General features: G+C 57.3%; 19 protein-coding genes and 1 tRNA gene. 8 read left to right on the top strand and 12 right to left on the bottom strand.

All coding sequences use genetic code 11. The features are described 5' to 3' along the window. Positions 1-89 precede the first annotated feature (89 nt). Complete coding sequence (serA, locus tag AUC45_RS14470) at positions 90-1,673, bottom strand: phosphoglycerate dehydrogenase (RefSeq protein WP_067604563.1); 1,584 nt, start codon at positions 1,671-1,673, stop codon at positions 90-92. Positions 1,674-1,770: 97 nt separating this feature from the next. Further along, positions 1,771-2,949 carry a phosphoserine transaminase gene (locus tag AUC45_RS14465; protein WP_067604190.1) on the bottom strand — a complete coding sequence of 393 codons (1,179 nt, stop codon included), beginning with the start codon at positions 2,947-2,949 and terminating at the stop codon, positions 1,771-1,773. Between the two features lie 161 nt (positions 2,950-3,110). Here AUC45_RS14465 and AUC45_RS14460 point away from each other — a divergent pair, with 161 nt between their 5' ends. Further along, a complete protein-coding gene (locus AUC45_RS14460) occupies positions 3,111-4,295 on the top strand; it encodes a glycosyltransferase family 1 protein (protein ID WP_067604189.1) in 1,185 nt (394 codons plus the stop codon). Positions 4,296-4,313: 18 nt separating this feature from the next. On the opposite strand, the gene AUC45_RS14455 is transcribed toward AUC45_RS14460, so the two are convergent. Together AUC45_RS14455 and AUC45_RS14450 are read right to left on the bottom strand one after the other, a co-directional pair. Further along, positions 4,314-4,736, bottom strand: coding sequence for a hypothetical protein (locus AUC45_RS14455; protein WP_067604187.1), 423 nt, complete (start codon positions 4,734-4,736; stop codon positions 4,314-4,316). Between the two features lie 147 nt (positions 4,737-4,883). Further along, the gene (locus AUC45_RS14450) at positions 4,884-5,513 is read right to left on the bottom strand and encodes a PadR family transcriptional regulator (RefSeq protein WP_233998880.1); all 630 of its coding nucleotides are present in this window, start codon (positions 5,511-5,513) and stop codon (positions 4,884-4,886) included. A gap of 106 nt (positions 5,514-5,619) precedes the next feature. On the opposite strand from AUC45_RS14450, the gene AUC45_RS14445 reads away from it, so the two are divergent. Together AUC45_RS14445 and AUC45_RS14440 are read left to right on the top strand one after the other, a co-directional pair. Then, complete coding sequence (locus AUC45_RS14445) at positions 5,620-6,942, top strand: replication-associated recombination protein A (protein WP_067604185.1); 1,323 nt, start codon at positions 5,620-5,622, stop codon at positions 6,940-6,942. Beyond that, positions 6,939-7,823, top strand: coding sequence for a hypothetical protein (locus AUC45_RS14440; protein ID WP_067604183.1), 885 nt, complete (start codon positions 6,939-6,941; stop codon positions 7,821-7,823). Before AUC45_RS14445 ends, AUC45_RS14440 begins: the two co-directional genes overlap by 4 nt. Before the next feature lie 12 nt (positions 7,824-7,835). On the opposite strand, the gene AUC45_RS15635 is transcribed toward AUC45_RS14440, so the two are convergent. After that, positions 7,836-8,255: a TM2 domain-containing protein gene (locus AUC45_RS15635; protein ID WP_082701204.1), complete on the bottom strand. Its 420-nt coding sequence runs from the start codon at positions 8,253-8,255 to the stop codon at positions 7,836-7,838. Between the two features lie 210 nt (positions 8,256-8,465). On the opposite strand from AUC45_RS15635, the gene AUC45_RS14430 reads away from it, so the two are divergent. After that, a tRNA-Thr gene (locus AUC45_RS14430) sits at positions 8,466-8,541 on the top strand. 162 nt (positions 8,542-8,703) lie between these two features. Here the strand turns inward: AUC45_RS14430 and AUC45_RS14425 are convergent. From AUC45_RS14425 to AUC45_RS14415, 3 genes are all read right to left on the bottom strand, one after another. Then, positions 8,704-10,872 (bottom strand): S46 family peptidase, encoded by a 2,169-nt coding sequence (locus AUC45_RS14425; RefSeq protein ID WP_067604181.1) that lies wholly within the window; start codon positions 10,870-10,872, stop codon positions 8,704-8,706. A gap of 204 nt (positions 10,873-11,076) precedes the next feature. Then, complete coding sequence (locus AUC45_RS14420) at positions 11,077-11,553, bottom strand: YadA C-terminal domain-containing protein (protein WP_067604177.1); 477 nt, start codon at positions 11,551-11,553, stop codon at positions 11,077-11,079. A 534-nt stretch (positions 11,554-12,087) separates the two neighbouring features. After that, positions 12,088-13,695 (bottom strand): alpha/beta fold hydrolase, encoded by a 1,608-nt coding sequence (locus AUC45_RS14415; protein WP_067604175.1) that lies wholly within the window; start codon positions 13,693-13,695, stop codon positions 12,088-12,090. Between the two features lie 165 nt (positions 13,696-13,860). On the opposite strand from AUC45_RS14415, the gene AUC45_RS14410 reads away from it, so the two are divergent. Beyond that, positions 13,861-14,697 (top strand): inositol monophosphatase family protein, encoded by an 837-nt coding sequence (locus AUC45_RS14410; RefSeq protein WP_082701203.1) that lies wholly within the window; start codon positions 13,861-13,863, stop codon positions 14,695-14,697. Here AUC45_RS14410 and kdsA read toward each other — a convergent pair. Genes kdsA through AUC45_RS14390 form a run of 4 tightly spaced genes read right to left on the bottom strand, consistent with a single transcriptional unit; the run spans position 14,673 to position 19,016 of the window. Beyond that, positions 14,673-15,521, bottom strand: coding sequence for a 3-deoxy-8-phosphooctulonate synthase (kdsA, locus tag AUC45_RS14405; RefSeq protein WP_067604173.1), 849 nt, complete (start codon positions 15,519-15,521; stop codon positions 14,673-14,675). The two genes, AUC45_RS14410 and kdsA, sit on opposite strands and share 25 nt — an antisense overlap. 12 nt (positions 15,522-15,533) lie before the next feature. After that, complete coding sequence (locus AUC45_RS14400) at positions 15,534-16,844, bottom strand: cytidylyltransferase domain-containing protein (RefSeq protein WP_067604171.1); 1,311 nt, start codon at positions 16,842-16,844, stop codon at positions 15,534-15,536. 4 nt (positions 16,845-16,848) lie between these two features. Further along, positions 16,849-17,838, bottom strand: coding sequence for an SIS domain-containing protein (locus AUC45_RS14395; RefSeq protein WP_082701221.1), 990 nt, complete (start codon positions 17,836-17,838; stop codon positions 16,849-16,851). Beyond that, the gene (locus AUC45_RS14390) at positions 17,835-19,016 is read right to left on the bottom strand and encodes a hypothetical protein (RefSeq protein WP_067604168.1); all 1,182 of its coding nucleotides are present in this window, start codon (positions 19,014-19,016) and stop codon (positions 17,835-17,837) included. The genes AUC45_RS14395 and AUC45_RS14390 overlap by 4 nt, the downstream gene beginning before the upstream one ends. Before the next feature lie 206 nt (positions 19,017-19,222). Here AUC45_RS14390 and AUC45_RS14385 point away from each other — a divergent pair, with 206 nt between their 5' ends. From AUC45_RS14385 to AUC45_RS14375, 3 genes are all read left to right on the top strand, one after another. Next, positions 19,223-19,894, top strand: coding sequence for a TylF/MycF/NovP-related O-methyltransferase (locus AUC45_RS14385; protein WP_067604166.1), 672 nt, complete (start codon positions 19,223-19,225; stop codon positions 19,892-19,894). A gap of 160 nt (positions 19,895-20,054) precedes the next feature. Then, positions 20,055-20,939: a hypothetical protein gene (locus tag AUC45_RS14380; protein WP_067604164.1), complete on the top strand. Its 885-nt coding sequence runs from the start codon at positions 20,055-20,057 to the stop codon at positions 20,937-20,939. A gap of 172 nt (positions 20,940-21,111) precedes the next feature. Then, positions 21,112-21,411, top strand: coding sequence for a hypothetical protein (locus AUC45_RS14375; protein ID WP_233998878.1), 300 nt, complete (start codon positions 21,112-21,114; stop codon positions 21,409-21,411). The last annotated feature ends 70 nt before the right edge of the window (positions 21,412-21,481 follow it).

The following is a 21,481-nucleotide window of genomic DNA, read 5'->3' as shown; positions in this document are numbered from 1 at the left end:
AGTCGAAGCATCGTTCTTGTTTGCGTGGCCGCGCTAAAAGAAGTGCAGCCTTTCGACAAGCTCAGCACGAACAGTGAGCAAAAATGGCTCTAGAAAACCAGAGCTTTCGCCAGATTGACGCCTTCAACCTGCTGAACCTTGGCGATCACATCATCGTTAAGGCCTTCATCAAGGCTTAGAAGCAGCACAGCTTCGCCGCCAGCATCGCGGCGGCCAAGGTTGAACGTGCCGATATTGATGCCGTTATCGCCCAGAAGTGTCCCGATGCGTCCGATAAAGCCGGGCTTATCATCGTTGACGACATAGAGCATGTGACCGTCGAGTTCGGCCTCGATCCCGATGCCGAACATCTCAACCAGCCGCGGCGCTTCATTGCCAAACAAGGTGCCAGCGACAGAGCGCGGACCTGCTTCGGTTTCGACCGTCACACGGATCAGCGTGTTGAAAGCACCTTCACGGCTTTGGCGGATTTCTGCAACTTCCAGACCGCGCTCTTTGGCAAGGTAAGGCGCGTTGACCATGTTCACCGTGTCGGAATAGCGGCGCATGAAACCGGCCAGAACCGCGCCCGTAATCGGCTTTCCGTTAAGAGCGGCAGCAGCGCCTTCGCGCTCAATGCTGATCTTGGTGAGATTGCCATGAGCCAGCTGCCCGACAAGGCTGCCGAGCTTTTCAGCAAGCGCCATATACGGCTTCAGCTTCGGCGCTTCTTCTGCCGAAAGCGATGGCATGTTGAGCGCGTTCGTCACGCCGCCATTCACCAGATAATCGGCCATCTGCTCTGCCACCTGGAGCGCCACATTGACCTGAGCTTCGGTTGTGCTCGCGCCAAGGTGCGGTGTGCAGATGAAATTCGGCGCATCGAAAAGCGGGCTTTCCTTTGCAGGTTCTTCCGCGAACACGTCCAAAGCAGCGCCTGCAACCTGGCCTGATTCCAGGCAATCCTTCAGCGCCACCTCGTCAATCAATCCGCCGCGCGCACAGTTGACGATGCGGATGCCGGGTTTGGCATTCTCCAACCGATCTCGGCTGAGGATGTTGCGCGTTTCATCGGTAAGCGGAGTGTGCATAGTCACAAAATCCGCACGCGACAAAAGCGTGTCGAGATCGACTTTCTCAACGCCCATTTCGACCGCGCGGTCTTCCGTGAGGAAAGGATCATAGGCGATCACTTTCATCTTGAGGCCAAGCGCGCGGCTCGCAACGATGGAGCCGATATTGCCGGCGCCGATAAGGCCCAAAGTCTTGCCGGTGACCTCAACGCCCATGAAATCCTTCTTGGGCCATTCGCCGTTCTTGGTGCGGACATTGGCGTCGGGAATCTGGCGGGCAAGCGCCATGATCATTGCAATGGCGTGCTCGGCCGTGGTGATCGAATTGCCGAACGGGGTGTTCATCACAACCACGCCTTTGCCGCTCGCATAGGGAATATCGACATTGTCGACGCCAATACCAGCGCGACCGATGACTTTGAGATTGGTCGCTGCATCCAAGACGGCAGGCGTGACCTTCGTCGACGAGCGAATGGCAAGGCCGTGATAATCGCCAATCCGCGCGATCAGCTCTTCTGGCGTTTCGCCGGTGATGACATCAACATCGCAGCCGCGCTCTTCAAAAATGCGTGCAGCGTTCGGGTCCATTTTGTCGGATATGAGTACTTTGGGTTTGGTCATGGGATTCACTTTCGTCATCCCAGCGAAAGCTGGGACCGCTATCAAATAGGTCGGAAACAGTGGCAAGAGATCCCAGCTTTCGCTGGGATAACGCTACTCAGCCGTTCTTGACGGATTCGTACGCCCACTCGATCCAAGGCAAGAGGCGCTGGATGTCCTCTGCTTCGAGAGTGCCACCGCACCATATGCGAAGCGATGGCGGTGCGTCGCGATAGCCGTTGAAATCGTAACCCACGTTCCGATCTTCGAGCATCTTCACGATTTGCTTGGGCACCGCTGCCTGATCTTCGGGCGATAGGCCTTCATACCAATCGCCGGTAAACTGCATGCACACACCGGTGTTGGTGCGCTGCGCTGGATCGGCGACCATGTTTTTGAGCCACGGCTTTGCCTCAATCCAATCCTTGACGATTTTCGAGTTCGCATTGGCGCGCTCGATCAAGGCAGTGCGACCGCCGATCGACTTCGCCCATTCGAGCGCTGCGATATAATCCTCGGTCGCGAGGAGCGAAGGCGTGTTGATTGTCGCGCCTTCAAAGATTGCGCGATTGAGCTTGTCACCTTTTTTGAGGCGGAACAGTTTTGGCAACGGCCACGATGGATCATAGCTTTCGATCCGCTCGACCGCTTTGGGCGACAGGATCAGCATTCCGTGCTGCGCTTCTGAGCCCATCACTTTCTGCCACGAATACGTCGTCGCATCGAGTTTTGGCCAGTCCATTTCCATCGCGAAGATTGCGCTGGTTGCATCGTTAATGGTGATGCCTTCGCGGCCCGGCTCAAGCCAGTCCGTGTTCGGGATCATCGCGCCTGATGTCGTGCCATTCCACGTAAAGACCACATCATTGCGCTGCGGGATCGTTGTAAGATCGGGAATTTCGCCGTAATCGGCGGAGAGAACTTGCAGGTTGGGCAGTTTAAGCTGCTTCACTGCATCCTGAATCCAGACATTGCCAAAGCTTTCCCACGCAGCGACCGTTGCCGGGCGCGCAGGATCGAGCATCGTCCACATAGCCGCTTCCAATGCGCCGGTGTCGGATGCTGGCATGATGCCGATCAGATAATCATCTGGAATACCGAGCAATTCGCGCGACAGATCGATCGCGTATTTCAAACGGCCTTTCGCATAAGCAGAGCGATGCGAACGTCCCAGCGATTCAGTTTTAAGCTTGTCGAGCGACCATCCGGGGAATTTCACCGTAGGACCGGATGAAAACTGCGGACGCTCAGGTTTTACGGGCGGCTCATGTGCGAGCCCGCGTGCATAGTCAGTCATTGTATTCTCTCCTTGCAGAGAGCTCGCGCGGCGTTGGGACCGCGTGGCCCGAAGCCGCGTTTAGAGATGCTGAGTGATGAGTCAATGCACAGCGCGAGATAAACTGAGCCAATTCGGTCCGGTGTAGAAGTTCCGCTCTGCTTCGCCTAAAGCGGCGTGCAATGGGATTCACTGATCTTCGCATTGCGCTATTCAGCGGCAACTACAACTACACGCGCGATGGGGCCAATCAGGCTCTCAACCGGCTGGTGGGATCATTGCTGCGGCTGGGCGCGAAGGTGCGCGTTTATTCACCAACTGTCGAAAGGCCGGCCTTTGAGCCGACGGGCGATCTGATCAGCCTCCCGTCAATCAGCGTCCCTTTCGGCCGCGGAGAGTATCGGATGGCGACCGGTCTTGGCACCAAAGTTCGGCGCGATCTGGCTAAGTTCAAACCGAATATCATGCACCTATCCTCTCCTGATCCAGCCAATCACGCTGCGCTGAAATGGGCGCAAAATGCAGATATCCCTGTGCTTGCCTCGGTTCACACGCGGTTTGAAACCTACCCGCGCTACTATGGGCTTGGCTTCGCAGAACCGGCAGTCATCTGGATGCTAAGGCGGTTTTACAATCGCTGCGATGCTTTGGTCGCGCCATCCCAGAGCATGATCGATGAGCTTTTGGAGCAAGACATGCACGATGACATCGTCTTGTGGAGCCGCGGCGTTGACCGGACTGTCTTCGCGTCAGAAAAGCGAGACCTGGAATGGCGGCGCTCGTTGGGCCTTGCCGATGATGATGTCGCAGTGGTTTTCCTTGGCCGATTGGTGATGGAGAAAGGCCTCGACGTTTTTGCCGAAACCATCGTCCAGTTGAGGAAGCGCCAGGTCCCGCACAAAGTGCTGGTGATCGGCGATGGCCCAGCGCGCGAATGGTTTAAGGACAACCTTCCCGGCGGCATTTTTGCCGGCTTCAAGACAGGGACTGACCTCGGCGTGGCTCTTGCCAGCGGGGATATCTTTCTAAATCCCAGCGTGACCGAGACATTCGGCAATGTCACTTTGGAAGCGATGGCGTGCGGATTGCCTGTCGTTGCTGCTGGCGCAACCGGCGCATCCAGCCTTGTCAATGACGGCACGACCGGTCGCCTTGTACCGCTTGCCAAGGGCAAACCCGATGCAGCAGGCCTTGCCGAAGCAATCGCGCCCTATTGCACTGATGCAGACTTGCGCAACAGCCATGGTGAAGCCGGAGAGAAACGCTCAAAAGACTTCGATTGGGAAGCCATCAACCGCGTTGTCGCCGAAACCTATGTGCGCCTTATTGAGGACCGCCGCGCCTTGCAGGAAGACGAAGCGGCCTAGAGCCAGCGCTCTGAAGATTTAGCGCAGAACGTCAGCTTTGCGCATGGCAAAGGCATACCAGAGCAAGAACAGCGTGGTTGCCCAGATGGCGATCACCAGCGGCCAACTTTGCAGGCTTTCCGGCGTTTCTGTCAGAATGTGCTGATAGACCGATGTCCCGATCAGCCCGACAACAGAAATACACAAGGCAGGCACCGCCCATTTCGATCTGAACAGCAACAACAGCGATCCGGCAATCGCGCCCCAAACGCCCAGCGCCCAAAACGTGTTCGCCCAGACCGGATAGCTGTCAAAATACGCAATCTGATCCGCCGTCATCCCGAGCGATGCGAGCTGGCCGGTGCGCGTCATTGTATAGCTGTATCCACCTACTGCATTGAACAGCAGGGTTACCCCGCCAATGACCCAAAGATGCCATGGTGCTTTTTGCGTAGTATTCATCCTAATCCCCCGAATAGGAGCCGGCACGACCCGAACTGATGGCAACATAAACAGTTCGAGCGCGCGCGGCAAACCATGAACGCCCGCGCGCGCTGAACCCTTTGTTCTGGGGGACTGATTTATTTGGGAACGACGCCTTAAGCGAGCTTACAGCCGCTCAATCCGCTTGGCCATTTCATCAATCAGGTCGACAATCTGATCCATCGTTTCCTTGTCAAGCTTTCCTGCGCGGCCTCGGTTTTTGAGGACATTGGCAAGGTTGCCCATCGCACGGAACAGGTCAGGCGAGCGGACCTTTTCGGCCTTCTCGCCCTCACCCGCGAGACGGCCCATAAGCTCTTCGATATCGTCCTTGCGCTCGTCGAGTTCGGCTTTGCCTTCGTCGGTGACTTTGAAGGGTTTCTTCGCGCCGTCGCTTTCAGCCTCTTCGATCTTGCCTTCATCCGCAAGCAGTTGAAGCGTTGGATAAACGGCTCCCGGGCTTGGCGCATAAGTGCCCCCGGTCATGTCTTCGATCGCCTTGATCAATTCATAGCCATGGCGCGGTTCTTCGGAAATCAGGACCAGAAGTGCGAGCCGCAATTCGCCTGAGCCGAACATTCGGCCACGACGCTTGCGCGCACGTGAGCCGCCGCCGCCTCCACGCCAATCGCCTGACCAGTCACCCCAGTCAGAGCCCCACTTTCCACCCGATGCAGCCATCATCGCCATCATTGGGCCATACATTTGCCAGGCGCTGCCCCGGCGGTTCATTCTACGTGCTTTGTGCCAGGTCATGTCCGACTCCTTTCGCATTTCTTCGATAGCACTAAGATATATCGCAGATATTCAGATGCAAGTGCAAGATGGCATTTTCTGACGAGCGGCCTATCACGCCCGATGAATGGCCGATTTGTTTGGAAATGATGCTGAAAGAGCGCCCAAAGCGCCGGAGCGTGCGCGTCACGATGCGCCTTTGGCAGACCGCTTGCGTCCGCGCGCCTTGGATGAAGTCATCGGGCAAGAGCACCTGACTGGGCCAGAAGGCTCGATTGGCCGAATGGTGAGCGCGGGCAAGCTTTCAAGCATGATTCTTTGGGGCCCGCCCGGCACTGGGAAGACGAGCATTGCGCGCCTTCTGGCTGATGCCGTGGGAATTCGATTTGTTTCGATCAGCGCGGTGTTTTCAGGCGTCGCCGATCTCAAGAAAGCCTTTGCCGAGGCTGACAGGATGGCCGAAGCGGGCAAAAAAACGCTTCTGTTCGTCGACGAAATTCACCGTTTCAATCGCGCACAACAGGATGGATTTCTGCCCTTTGTAGAGCGCGGAACAGTGACACTGGTGGGCGCAACCACAGAGAACCCGAGCTTTGCGCTGAACGCCGCTCTCCTCAGTCGTGCGCAGGTGCTCATCCTTGAGCGGTTGGGGAGCGAGGCTTTGGAAACATTGCTCGCTCGGGCTGAAAAACTGGAAGGCCCTCTCCCCCTGACTGATGAGGCGAGCGCCGCTCTTATCGCGAGCGCGGATGGCGATGGCCGGTTCCTTTTGGGGCAAGCCGAAACGCTCTACAATGCGAACCTTGCCGACCCATTGGATCCGCAAGCATTGGGAGCGTTCCTGCAGCGCCGCGTTGCTGTTTATGACAAGGATCGTGACGGGCACTACAACCTGATCAGCGCTCTTCATAAGTCGCTACGCGGCTCTGATCCGCAGGCCTCGCTATACTACCTCGCGCGCATGCTGACCGCTGGTGAAGAGCCGCTCTATGTCCTGCGCCGACTTGTGCGGTTTGCTTCTGAAGACATTGGCCTCGCCGATCCGCAGGCGCTCACCCAATGCCTTGCTGCCAAGGACGCCTATCAATTCCTCGGCAGTCCCGAAGGCGAACTCGCGATCGTCCAGGCATGTCTTTACTGCGCCACCGCACCCAAATCGAACGCCGCTTATGCCGCACAAAAATCCGCGTTCAAATCGGCGCGCGAAACAGGCAGCCTCATGCCTCCTGCAAACATCCTCAACGCGCCGACCAAGCTGATGAAGGATATCGGTTATGGCGAGGGATATTCCTACGATCACGAGGCTGAAGATGGCTTTTCCGGCGACAATTACTGGCCAGAAGAAATGGAGCCGCAGCGCTTTTACGCGCCTGTCGAGCGCGGGTTTGAGCGTAAGGTTCGAGAGCGCATGGCGTATTGGGATCGCCTGCGCGAAGAGCGGAATTCGTGATCCATTTCGATCACTTCCTCGCCATCGATTGGTCAGGCGCTGCGGGAGAGCGGCACAAGGGCATAGCGATGGCCCTTGCACTGCTCGAGGGCGGTGCGCCCGTGCTTATCGATCCACCGGCGCGCGGTTGGTCACGCACGGAAATCCTTGAATTCTTGCGCGACGACCTGCCGCCACGCACCCTTGTGGGCATGGACCTTGGCATCGCCCTTCCCTTTGCGGATTGCGGCGCGTTCTTTCCGCGCCTTGATCGCTCGCCAAATACTGCGCGCGAGCTGTGGGAAATCATCGACATCACATGCGAAGGCGAACCGCATTGCGGCGCGAACAGCTTTGTCGATCATCCCGATTTTGCGCCCTATTTCCGCCGCCATGGAGGGCGTGAGGGCGATCGATTTCGCGATGATCCGACCCAAGGCGGGCGCGGGCGTCTTCGAGTCACCGAACATGCGCAGGCGGCAATGGGCCTCAAGCCCTATTCCAATTTCAACCTCGTGGGCGCGGCACAAGTCGGCAAAAGCTCGCTCACCGGAATGCGCGTGCTGCACGGACTGAAGGATCGCATACCCGTTTGGCCGATTGATCCGCTGCCCGATGAAGGAAGCGTGATTTGCGAGATTTATACGAGCCTTGCGGCGAAAGAGGCAGGCCGCGCGCCGGGCAAATCGAAAATCCGCGACTTCGGCGAATTGAATGGCGCACTGAAAGCTCTGGATGCTCGGCCCGTCAAAGGCTCAGGCGCAATCGATGATCATTCTGCCGATGCTCTAATCACCGCCGCATGGCTGCGCAAAGTGCACCGCGAACCGGAAAGATGGTCACCTAAAGACCTGACACCTGAGATAGCCAAGACCGAAGGCTGGACGTTCGGAGCGCTCTAGCGCGGCGCAGTCCTATCGGTAGAGTTCGGAAAAATCGTCACGCCGTTCTTTGCGGTATCCCGTTTTGCGCAAATCTTCGAGCATTGCCTTGCGCTTGCTGTCCAATTCCACCGGCTCGGACGCAGGCTCATCATCTTGCGGCAAAGCGGGTGGATTGGCCGCTGCGCCTGCGTTGATGAGATTGATAGTCTTGAGATTCTGCTCGCCGATCATTGAGGGGATCAGAAACAGATCGACAATCCAAAGCAGAGCGAGGATCGGGATACCGATCACGGAAAACAGCATGGCCAGCCGCACTACGCCCGATTTAGTTTTGCCCGCATAAAAGCGGTGGACGCTCAACAAGCCGAAGAAGAACCACAGCAAATACGCAACCAGCACCGATTTGCTGTTCGCTTCGAACACTTCGTCAATGTGTTGATTGTGATCCACCAATTAGCCCCTTCGTCTTGTCATAAGATGTATCTTGGCACGCTCTCAGACAAGGCCAAATTTGCGCAATAATGCCTGCTTTCGACGAAATGCATGGCGCATTCGGCAAAGAACAAGGCCCAAAGCGAAATTGCCATCTGGACAGGCGATACCCTTTGCGGCTAGGCGCGCTTCGCTGTGCGATTATCAATGAATCGCAAGCGTAAATGGGCCGGCTTAGCTCAGTTGGTAGAGCAGTTGATTTGTAATCATCAGGCCGCGGGTTCGACTCCTGCAGCCGGCACCATTTCTCTCATCCTCGATACTGTTCCGAACCCGGGCTTCGCTGGGGTCCGGACACCTGCGCGCGGCCGGTCGGCCTTGCGAACTCGGTGAGTTCGTCTTCTCTCATCCTCTATGCTGGTCCGAACCCGGTCTTCGTCCGGGTTCGAATGCAAGCGCGTGGGCCCTAACGCACCACGTCCATTTCCTCGATCAGCGCGCCTGCGCCATCGACCTTTTCCATCACCCACAGCATGTAGCGGGAATCGACATGGATGCTGCGCGTGGTCCGCGGATCAAAATCCCAGTCCGAATTGACGCTTTCAAAAGTGCCATCGAACAGCAGGCCCACCAATTCGCCATTCGCATTGAGTGTAGCCGAACCGCTATTGCCGCCTGTCACATCGAGATCAGATAGGAAATTGACGGGGACCGAGCCGATGGTCTCCAGCTTGTACAATCCGTAATCGCCCGCCTCAATCAGGTCCAATTGGCTCTGCGGTGAATTGAATGGGTCTTCGCCGGTGTCCTTTTGCGTGATGCCTTCCAGCGTGGTGAATGGCAGATAGGCCATCCCATCGAATGGCGAGCCCCCCATCACATTGCCGAATGTGATCCGCAAGGTGCTGTTGGCATCAGGATATGTCAGCAGGCCTTCTTCGCGCTGCCAGCCGGTGATGGCCTCCATATAATCCGGACGAAGCGCGAGCGAGCGGCCCGAACGCTCTTTCGAGGCATCCTCAAGGCTCCGCTCATATTCATGAAGCGCGACGGCCAGCTTCACGAAGGGATCTTCGCTCGCTTCCATGTCCGCTGCCGACGCATCCATCAGCGCAAGCCGCGTATCACCATCGCCAAGCGTTGTTTCGGCATAGAATGGCTCGAGCAAGTCTGGCAGGTCCGCGGCAGTCGTGTCCGCTGTCAGGCCCAAAGCATCATCGAACACAGCCACGCGCTCTTCTGCAGGCTGATCAAGATAGCCCGATAGGAACAGTATCCATTCCGCCTTATCAACGGCAGCATCGTAACGCCGATCAAGCGCCTGAAGCCCTTGTCGGAAGAACGTCATGTCGCGTTCCTGATAACCGGATTCGCGCTCTGCATCGGGCAGTTCGCGTTCCTTGGCGAGGCGATAGAGCCGCTGCGCTGCCGACAAAAGCTGCGGGCGCGTCGCGTTATTATACCAGAAATTGGTGCGCGATGCGGTAGCGCTTTCCTGTGAAAGATCGCCGAGGGCAGCAATCGAGGCTCCATACTCAGCGCGCGATGCGTCTGCGGCAATCCATTCAGCTAGCGCAGCCTCACGCGCGCGGCGGCGATCAACCAGCCCTACGCGGCGAGCGCCTTCGATCTGGCCGCGCAGATTTTTCTCAAAGTTGTTGAGACCTGCAAGACGGCTTTCATACTTTACACGCGCATCAGAACCTTCGGGTGCAGCATTCTCGATTGTTGCAATCCAGCTTGTCAAAAGGCCCTGAAACGTCGGATAAGTCCAGTTGAACGTGTTCTCGACCTCGGCCAGCAACGTGTAGCGACTGGTTGATCCCGGATAGCCCGCAGCCATCACGAAATCGCCATCATCAAGCCCCGCCGCGCTCACTTTCAGGTGATGCTCTGGCTCATAAGGAACATTGGCTTCGTCAAAATCCGCGGCCGATCCATCGGGCGCGACATAGGCGCGGTAAAAGGCGAAGTCGCCCGTGTGGCGCGGCCACTGCCAGTTATCGATATCGCCGCCATATTTGCCGATCGCATCCCCCGGCGCATAAACGAGCCGAACATCGCGAACTTCCAATCGCTTGATCAGCTTGTATTGCGCGCCGCCATAAAAGCTCGCGACCAGGCAGCGATACCCTGCCTCTTGCTCGCATTCAGCAGTGATATCCTTGCGGCGCTGCTCAACCGTTTCATAGCGATCAAGCGGCTCAAGATCGGCGGTGTCCGCGCGAACCCTGTCAGTCACGTCGGTCACTTCGGTCGTCACATAAATGCGCGAACCCGGAGCGGCAGGCAATTCATCACCCTTAGTCGCAGCCAAAAAGCCATCGACAAGATAATTGTTTTCAGCCGTGGAATTGAACTGGATCGATCCGCGCGCGCAGTGGTGATTGGTGACCGTCAGCCCTTTGGGCGACACGAAGCTTGCCGAACAATTGCCCAGCGATACGACCGCCCCCATGGGAAAACCCGTCAGGTCGGCAAGCTGCGCTGGATCAAGTTCAAGGCCTGCCTCTTCCAATTGGCCGCTGATCTCCTGAAGCTGATCAGGCGTGAACATCCCCTCTTTGGCGTTAGCGGGGATAGCAGCGCAGGTGCCGATCATCAGACCAAGCACAAGCTGTTTGATATTTGTCATCGAGAAATCTCTCCTATTGCGCATTCGCATATCGCCTTCGGAAGGCGGCTGCGGTGCATGAACTCCTGCGAGGTCAGTCGCGGGTATTGGAGCGCAAATCAAGGGTCATGCTGTCCGGGATTCAATTGGCGATCCGGCAAGGGGCCAGAAAAAAGAGGAGCCGGCGCCAAAAGCGACGCCGGCTCCCGAGTTGGGTCGCCTGGTTTAAAACTCGCCTGCGATGCCAGCGCGCACAGCGGTCGAATTGCCGCCCGCAAAGGTCACGCCAGCCGTGATTGCAACATCGCCTTGAAGACGGTGCATGAGCCCTGCAGAAATACCCACTTCACCGCGATAGGCCGCGACATTGCTGGCGTAACTGGTTTTGCCGGCAGCGCTGGGGAAATGCGGATTGGCTTGTGCTGCCACAGCGGCAATCCCGCGTTTGGCATCGCGGTCGATAGTATTGGCAAGGTCAAACGCGCCATTTATTCGGGTTTCGAGAGTGCCCACACGGGTCTCCAGCGCCCCGAACTGCGCATCGGACACCATGGCGAGCGCATTCACCGACGTGCGCACGTTCGCAACCGAGGCAGCGGTTGCTGCTTGCTGGCGTCCGAGAGTTCCGTTCTCGTCAATTGTGACAAAATCGACGGGTCCTTGCTGTGCAGCTGTAGAGGCATCAATGTCGCCAATCCGCACCGACGAACCAGCCCCGCCAAGCGCAACCTGATCTTCTGCAGTGGTTGTCGCATTGGCACCAATCGTAGTCGCCCTTCCACCACGTACAAATTCTGTCTTGCCGACAGCCGTCGAGCTGGTGCCGAAAGCGTATTTTCCGCGGTATCGTTGTCATCTAAATCAAGTACGCAATCTTCAGCCTTGACTGGTGTGGGCTGTAATGCGTGCGCGGCGAAAGTCGCGGCAATGGCTGCCGTCGAAAGCATGGTGATCTTGTTCATGTGAATTGCGTCCTGTCCTGATCGTTTTCATCAAACGTGAGACGAGACACCGCTGACGGTTCGGTGGGTAAGGCAATGAGGCGCGACCCATGCGTTTGGCATGCTCACAAAGGCCACGCCTCACCGGCAGGACGCCTCGTCTCAGGAAGAACACGTATCAAGCTACCGTGTGAGCCACCGTTTGAACGAGCGTGGTAATTGTCGGCGCTACCGTGGTAATTTCATGTTTTTGCGCAAGTTTTAGCGCTGATGGGCGGAATATGCGCCCCTTGCCTCATCCCTCTTTCAGGAAATCGCGCACCAGCCGTAGAAATTCACTTGATGCCGCCTCGCGTCCAAGCAGCAGGTGATTGCGGCTTTCGATACCGGCAAAGCGCGCGCCGGGTATGCGGGTGGCCAGCTTGCGCCCCGTGGCGAGCGGGATGCGCTGATCATCGCGCGAGTGAACCACCAGAGTGGGGCATTGAACTTCGGCAAGCCTGTCGCTCACATCGATGGTCGAAAACGCTTCGAGAAATCGCACCGCATTGGCGCTGGAGGTGGTTTGACGTTGAAATTCGTCAAACCAATCAAGCTCGCTCGGTTCAGCATCGGGCATGAATGTGCGCGAGAACAGGTGGCGATAGGCTGGATTGTCCGATCCCCACCCTGTTTCGGTGAGCACCATAACCGCTTCACGTTCGCGCGTTTCCTCTTCGCTCGCGACGTGCCGCCACCCGCAATCGTAAGCACCAAACAGCACGAGATGCGACACCTTGTCCGGATGACGCGCGGCGTATTCGATGGATACAGCTGCGCCCTGGCTGATGCCGAGCAAGGGGAAACGATCAAGGCCAGCAGCTTCGACAACCTGTTCAAGATCAGTCACAAAGCTTTCAAAAGTAAGCTCATGACAATCCCAATCCGAAAGGCCGCAACCGCGCTCATCATAGCGGATCAGGTGAAAGGCACTCGCAAGATCGCGGAACAGGGGGCTCCAGATCGGCGCTTCCCAGTCAAGTTCGAGATGATTGAGCCAATTGGCAGCCTTCACGAGCGGCGGACTGGCAGGATCACCGACGCTTGCCCACGCAATACTGATATTGTCGTGCGTTTGGACGAAGCGAATGTCCTGATCGGGCAGCGGAGGCTCGGTAGGTGTCGGATCGGCTATTGGCTGAGCAAGCGCGTCTGATGCGATTTCGTTTGCATCTTCCGCAAAGAAATCTGGCACTGGCAGCTCGGCTTCCGAATAAGAGCGCTCCAGTTTCTCTGCTAGCTCTTTGGCAGCTCCAATTCCTGCGATCGCATGCCGAGCTGCGACCGCGTTTTTTGCTGCATCGTCAATAAACGGGGCCAGTTGAAGCCATCTTTGCGCCCATGCATCGCGGGCGGTTGCCGGCATATCTTGTCTAAGAGCCTGAGCCTCAGCGATGGCTGCGCGTGATTTTTCGAAAGCCGCCCTCTGCCCCGCAATCCAAGCAGCATAGCTCGACTGATTGGGAACGTCGCAATCCATCAGCAGAGCGGTCGCGCCTTCGTCCCAGAGGGCCTCAACTTCATCCTCGCTTTTGCCGGTCCACCCCGATGGATCGCGCCAATCATCTTGATCGATCCGAATATCGCTCTTCTCACACCAGACTTGCTGGCGATCAGAGCCAATACGTTCAACGCCATCGCAATTAAGGATGGGGCGCAGCTTAGAAAGCGACCAGCGAAGCGCGCCGCGTGGATCATCGGGGACGTCCCATAAAAGCTCACACAAGGCTTCACGCGAATGCGGCCCCTCATTCAAAAGCAGATAGGCCAGAAGCGCGCGCGACTTGCGCGATGCAGGGAGCGGCAATTCCGCCCCATCATGGATCGTCGTAATCGGCCCTATGGTTTTGATTTTCAGCGTCATTGCGCGGAGGATTTACGTGGCACGCTGGCTTGCGGTCAAGCGGTCTGCGTTGATGCGAAGAGGCCATCTGTAAGGGAAATTGCAGAGGCGAGAATTACGCGATTTGGGTGATCCGTCGCGTAGAAAGTCAAAGGCGCAAAGTTCTACAGCAGAAACGGACAGCCCTTGTTCCTCCAGAAAAGCCCCAATTCCAAAGCCGAACTGCCATCATTGGCATCGTCCATAGCCAATGTTCTGCTCAAGGCGGCCGAAAAAGTGGTGATGCCGCGGTTCCGCAATCTGGTGGAAGGCGACGTGAGAGAGAAGTCACCCGGCGATCTCGTCACCATCGCCGACTTTGAGGCCGAAGAGATGATCGCATCAGGCCTCGCCTCGCTTTGCCCCAGTGCGCGCGTTGTCGGCGAAGAAGCCTGCGCGCGCGATCCTTCCTTGTTGAATGGCATCGACAAGGGCGAAGTCTGGATCGTCGATCCGATTGACGGGACCGGCAACTTCGCCGCCGGGAGAGAACCTTTTGCCATGATGGCAGCCTATGTCTGCGAGGGCGAGATCATCGCCTCGTGCATCCTGAATCCCGCAAGCCGCGCCATGATTACAGCAGAGCGCGGACATGGCGCGTGGCAGGATGGGTACAGAATAAATCCCGGCGAAGGGAGAACCAGGCCGCAGACATTCACCGGGATCGTCAGCAATTTTCAGCGCCGGCTGGCGATGGAGCCTCGCATGGAGAGGTTGGCTCAAAAGGTCAGCCAAGTGCACCCGACAAGGCGCTGTGCCGGAGCAGAATATCCGCTGCTTGCAAGCGGGGTTCATGATTTTGCGATGTATTGGCGCACGCTCGTGTGGGATCATGCGGCCGGTATCCTGATACTCGAGGAGGCAGGCGGAAAAGCAGGCCGACTGGACGGCAGCCCTTACCGAGTTGGAGACATATCTGGTGAAGGATTGCTTCTCGCTGGCTCACCTGAAAAGTGGGATCAGATCGCCGCCATACTTGCTTGAATTTCCTTGGCCTTTGCGACCTGATCGAACCGCTGAAGCGATTGGAGCAGGCTCCGCATCTGTTTGATCGGCACCATGTTCGGCCCGTCGCTGGGCGCGTTGTCGGGGTCTTGATGCGTCTCAATAAAGACCGCCGCCACACCCACCGCTATCGCCGCGCGAGCCAGAACGGGCACAAATTCACGCTGACCGCCTGACCTATCCCCCTGCCCACCGGGCTGCTGGACCGAATGCGTTGCGTCAAACACGACAGGATAGCCAGTCTCAGCCAAAATCGGCAGCGCGCGCATATCGTTGACGAGCGTGTTGTAGCCAAAGCTCGTCCCGCGCTCACACAGCAGGATGTTCTCATTCCCGGTGCTCGCGATTTTGGCAGCGACATTGCGCATATCCCAAGGGGCGAGGAACTGGCCCTTTTTCACATTGATCGCTCGTCCGCTAGCGCCCGCAGCGAGGAGGAGATCGGTTTGGCGGCAAAGAAAGGCGGGTATCTGAAGCACATCGACAGCCTCGGCGACGGGCGCGCATTGCTGCGCTTCGTGCACATCGGTGATGACCGGGCAACCGAATGTCTCGCGTATCTCAGCAAAAACGTCGAGCGCTTTGGAAAGACCAATGCCGCGCGCTGAATTGATGGAGGTTCGATTGCCTTTGTCGAAGGACGATTTGTAGATCAGCCCAAGGCCAAGTTCGCCGCAAATCTCCGTAAGCGCATGCGCCATTTCGAGAGCATGTTCGCGGCTCTCCATCGCGCAAGGCCCGGCGATAAGGGTGAACGGCCTGTCGTTAGCGATTGCGAGCGAGCCTACAGATATCGTCTTCATCGCAAGGCCTCTTCAAAACGCGCCGAATTGTGAGAGAATATCGCCCACATCATCTCCCCGCGCGGCGCTCACGCGGATGCGGGTCTCCTTTTCGATGACATCCCATGCTGCAGCCTCGATTTCTGGCCAAAGCGCGCTGGGGATAACCACGACGCCATCCTCATCGGCGAAGACCACATCATCATTCGCAATCGGCACCCCTCCCATCGAAATGGGCCGGTTCATGGCGCGAAGGGTCCCTTCGAACTTGATGTCGTTGCAATGGCTGGCATGGGCATAGACGGGAAACCCGAGCGCGCGAGCATCAGCGGTGTCGCGCGTCACGCCGTCAATCACGGCACCCACCGCGCCTGATCGGATGGCGAGATTGGCATTGAGATCACCGAAGTAGGCGCTTTCTGGTACCCCATTGGCGACCATGATGACATCGCCTTGACGGATGAAGTGGTAGGATTGAAGAGCTCCGTAGATGCCCTCCCACTCGGTTTCAGGGGCGTTTGGGCCAAGGGCCGCGAGTTCAAGAGTTTTAGCCCTTCCCAGTATCTTCCCTCCCGTGGTTGGGCGGATATCGCGCGGTAGGACAGCCTTGATCCCGCGCTCTTTGCATATGTCTGCAAGGATGGCCGAGGAGAGGTGAGAACGCATCGCGCGAAACCTGTTTGCCTCTTTCGCGCGAAGTCCCGCCGCAATCGTTTCAGCAAAAGCCAAATCCGCCTGCGTGTTGATATCGACCTGCTCGACGAGATCGAGATCAAAAAGCACCGGGCGCTTACCAAACCGCCGGGTCGGGAGCGAGCCATCGGCAGGACGGCGCACGATGTAGAGGCTCATCGCTTCGATGACGGTTTCTGGCAGATCGATGCTGTTGGGGATGCGGCCTTCGCCATAGGCCGGCTTGTGACTATCCCAGCAATACTGCTTTGCTCGACTAATTCCGACCAGGCTATCGGCGTCAGCGTCTGCGAGAAGCGCTTCGATCGCGCGCGCCATGGTATCGGCAGATACAAAGGGCGCGGTGCACAGCACTTGAACCCAGAGATCGGCATCGGGGCGCTGGCTGCATTCCCATTCAAACATGGCATGTCCATCGGCAGCATTGCTTGCCAGCGCGTCGGGGCGTTTCAGGCGCGTGAATGGTAGATCGCTCGCCAATTCAGCCAGTTCATCGCAATCCGTATCAAGGCACACCTCGGTGACCGCCTCGCAATCCAAGGCCTGACGCAGCTTGCGCTTGAAGAGGTATTCACCGTCAAGGATCGCGCGGTTCTTCATCGGAACACGCTCGCTAGTGCCTTTGGCCGGGATGAAAGCGACGACCTTCACACCCTCAACCCTTCAGATCGTTGATATGGAGCATGCCTTGCAGCCGGTGCGCCTCATCGATGACAGGCAGCACCAGCCATTGGGCAGAAGCGCCCTGCCGCATCACCAACACATCGCCCAAGGTCGCCTGCGGGCGGATCGTTTGCGGGTCGGTTTGCATCAGCATTCCCGCATTGACGCCCGCAACTTTTGGCCCGGCTTGCAAATGGCGGCGAATATCGCCGTCCACCACCAGCCCAAGCAGGATGCCCACTTCATCGACAACGCAGGCTGCCCCCATGCGTTTTGCTGACATTACCGCGAGCAAATCGAGGAGGTCGGTTGCAGGCTCAACTATGGGCAGATCGTCCCCCTGCCGCATCAGCGCAGCGACCGGGATCATCCGGCGACCCAAAAGCCCTGCAGGATGGTGCTGCAGGAAATTCTCCCGCGTAAACCCGCGCATCCGGCTGACCGCGACGGCAAGCGCATCGCCAATCGCAAGATGCAGTGTCGTGCTTGAAGTAGGAGCCATCCCGATATGGTCCGCCTCCCGATCAATCTGCGCTAGGATGAGGTGATCGACCGCCCGCGCCAGCGGCGATCCTGCGCGACCGACAATGCCGATTGTGGTGCAGCCGCGCGCCTTTATCAGCGGCAGAATGCGCATGATCTCCTCGGTTGAACCGCTGTTTGAGAGCACAATCACGACGCTTTGTGGCTCCACTGCGCCAAGATCGCCGTGCACGGCCTCTGCCGCATTGAGAAATACCGCAGCCGTGCCAAGGCTGGAGAAGGTCGCGGCCAGCTTTGCGCAGATATGCCCTGACTTGCCGATCCCGGTGAAGATGATCGGCCGAGTCTGTGCAGCGAGCAAAGCGATAATGCCCGACAAGCCTGTATGCTCACCGTCGAGAAACACGGTGAGCGCATCGCGCTCTCGCTCAATCACTTCAAAAAACCAATCAGCGGCTCTGGTATCTGGCAAATGAGAAAAGGCGGTCAACGCGTTCATGCCGGCGCCGCCATTCGCCAATCGCGCACAAAATGCGCAAAATTACGCTCCCACCGCGCCGGGTTCACCGGATTATCAAAGCGATCCAGCAAGTCCTCGCCGTCCATTTCAGCTGCAGCAGTGCAGAAGAGGTTGTTGGCCACATGAAAGGCGAACCACGTCTTGGCCGCGTCTTGATCGGGGGCTTTCGCAGTGCCTCCAGCCACCGACTCAAGAAACGAGGCCATATCACCGTAAGCATTCAACCAGTTGCCGCTCTTAAAGCGCGTTCGCCGCAGAACTGGCGTCCCGAAGAAACCCGCTATCGAGAACACCTTTGAATCGCCAAGCATGACGCCATCTGCCTCGCGCAAGATGTGCCGCGTCGTATGCCGGTCGATCGGGTTTTCGCATCGCAGCAGACGCGCTTTTTTAGGATTGGCAGCGACCACGGCTTCAAGTGCGCTGTTATCGACGTGCAATTCATTGAGCGGATGGTTCGCCAGAACGAGGCAAAAGCGATCATCGATCTGATTGAGCACCTCCTCGACCAAACGGGCATTAGGGGTCTTGCCGACCCTGTGGATCGTGAAGAAATTTTCTTCATGCTCGTATTCGAGCGGAAGGACGATGATTTTGCGGCCCTCAGGTAGATCGGCCCATTCGCAGAAGTATTGACGCTGGGCGTCCTCCAACTGCGCCGAATGCACAATGGCTGGCCAATACGGCTCAATCATCCGGTGCAGCTTTTCGATCTCGAGCCGGTCAAGCTCAGGCAACAATCCATGATCGAATGGCGCCTGCGTAAAGTGGATGCTCCCTTTGGCAAGAGGCAATGGGTCGGCCACGCCTTCGGTGATATGGCGTAATTTGCCGGGAAACGATTGCACCGTTTCCAGATCGGCTGATCGGCAGAAGACATAATCGGGCGCGATCGATTGGACGAAATCAATGATCGCCTCGCGCGCGGTCGCGTCTGTCCGCATCGACGGATGGCTTTCATCATTGACGATGTGCCAGTGAATGTCGGGCAGGTGCGCGCAGTGTTCGATCTCATCCGGACCCAAACCCGTTCCTTTCCAGGGAACCGGCGCGAGCACATGCACCTCATGCGCGCCCGCAAGCTTCGCGATCAGCGGCACAATGATGGATTGAAACCACCAAGGCGTCACCACGGGAAGGTAGAACAGGATCCGCATGTCGTATCCAAAACCGAGAGTTGCATGACATCGAGGGCTGCGATGTCTCTTGGCCTACGGCGTACGAGCAGGGGTTTTGCCATTCATTAACCATGCGCCCTAGGGTCAAACCCTAGGGAATGTGCCTAGGCCTTTGTGCGCAATGCAGATGCGTGCCGACCGGCTATCTCAATTCATGCCCTCTTTTCGCATGATCGGAAATCCCCGTGCCGAATTACCAGATCGATCCCACTATTGATCCTTACGAAACAGAAAATGCGTTCTACTTGCAGAGCCATCCAGCACGCATGGCCAAGCTGCTGGCGCATTATGAGCTCTATCGCCGGGTGAGCCATCTCCCCGGCAGCTTGGTTGAGGCGGGCGTCTACAAGGGCGCATCACTCATGCGGTTTGCCGCTTTTCGCGAGACGCTGGAATCGAGCCATTCGCGGTCTATCATCGGCTTTGATGCCTTCGGTGCATTTCCGCGCGACGCCGTCGAAGGAAGCAGCGATGCAGCATTCATCGATGAGTTTGAAAATGCAGGCGGACAGGGCATCAGCAAAGATGATCTTGCCGCGCTATTTGACAGCAAGGGCTATGGCAACGTCACGCTCGTCGAAGGGGACATTTTCAAGACGCTTCCTCGGTTTCTCGATGAGGAACCTGAAACGCGGATATCGCTTCTGCACCTTGACCTAGACGTCTATGAGCCGACGGCATTCGCTTTGGAAAAGCTCCTGCCGCACATGGTGCGTGGCGGCTTAATCGTGTTTGATGATTATGGTGTGGTTGAGGGCGCAACGCGAGCAGCCGATGAAATGTGCAAGGCTCTCAATACAAATCTTGAAAAACTTCCAAACTATTGTGTGCCCTCGTTTTTGGCGGTTTTCCAATAGTGCTGGAACAGTGTTCATAAGCCAGTAACCATAGGCAACATCCCTTTGTACCACATGGTATATTCACCCGATCCTCGATCGTTTCTAGCTGCCTGTTTCAGTCACTGCATCAGTGCGGCGATTGGTCGCGCAGTGCATCAATCAGAAGGATCGTTGAACCATGAAATCATTGCTTATCGCCGTGGCCGGGACAGCTCTCGCCGCGGGTACAATCACCACCAGCGCCATCGGCGCTGAAACAGTCGAAGCGGCAGGCCCGTTCGACAAGCTCAAGAAGAAAGTCAAAAAGGCAAAGAAGAAGGCGAAGGAAGCCGAAGAGGTCGTGAACACGGTTGATGCGGTGGCAACTGGCCGCGTCGGCAGTGTTGGCAGCGCAAGCGGCGTTGGCCCATCTGCCAATGGATCGCGTTGCAATGCGAACCGCGGCAGCAATTCCAATTCGCCCTGCACTGCGCGTGCGCCCGGTCATGCCGGCGTTGCCGGCCCAACGCCTGCCAAATACGCGAACGCAACCAAATGCGCCAATATCGGCGTTGGCAATGCTTTCGTTGCGCGCGATGGCAACTACACGTTCCAGCAGGGTATCAGCACCGAAGAGCGCAGCGGCCTTCTTGACCGTCGTCCGATCACGCCCACCAATGGCTGCGTATTTGAAGGCCTTGGCATTGGCGATGTTCTCTACGTCGAATTCGATGCGAACAAGTTCAAGAAGTACAGTTATCGCATCCAGTGCGTGTCGTATGATGGCTCTGAGCAGCAGGACAACACGTTCGGCCCCAAGATCGGCAACTATAAGGGCAAGGCAGTTATGCTGCATACCGGGAACTCAACCGGATATGAGCCTACCGCGAGCGGCAGCAATTCATCTCGCTCAGCCGCGTACGACAAGTACATGGCGAAACGCGGCCGTGCCTTCACCACTTTCAACTTCGAAGCACTTCACACCGACAAATCGGGCACTGACTTTTACTGCCAGTGGTACAACCGAGACACCGGTGAAAGCGCCATCGCTTTGACTTACCGCCGCGGACCGGTGGGCAGCTAACTCTCTCATTTTTCGAGGCGACCCAGGGCAATGCAGTATCGATGCGGATCGAATGCCGCATTCCCGACACTCACAGCGGCCGGGAAAGAGGCTTCCCCCACTTTGCCGGCCGCTGTCTTTTCAGATGCCTCCTCCCTCTTCACAAAAGGAAACACAAATTATGCGAATTCGAATGGCTATTTTCTCCGCTGCACTTGCACTTGGCACGGCTCCAGTTCTGGTTGCACCCGCTATGGCGCAATCATCATCAAATGAAGTTGCCAAGGACGGATCATGCCCCAAGGGCTTCAAGCAATCGGGTAGCTCTTGTGTTTCATCGAGCCAGGTCGCGATCACCAAGATCGGATCTTGCCCGACAGGCTTTAAGGCATCTGCCAATTACTGTGTCGGCGATAAAGGCGATTACGCCGAAATCCGCAGCGGTTCTTGCCCTACTGGGCTGAAAACCTCGGGAAAATATTGCGTTAAGTGAGTTGCATTGACCCGTAAAATGCAACAGCGGCAGCGTGGCACCACGCTGCCGCTTTTTTGCTTTCTTGAAC

Origin of the sequence: Erythrobacter sp. YT30 (assembly GCF_001542875.1) — a bacterium.
GTDB lineage: Bacteria > Pseudomonadota > Alphaproteobacteria > Sphingomonadales > Sphingomonadaceae > Erythrobacter.
Note: the sequence above shows the minus strand (reverse complement) of the source record. Positions and strands in the feature narration are given on the sequence as shown.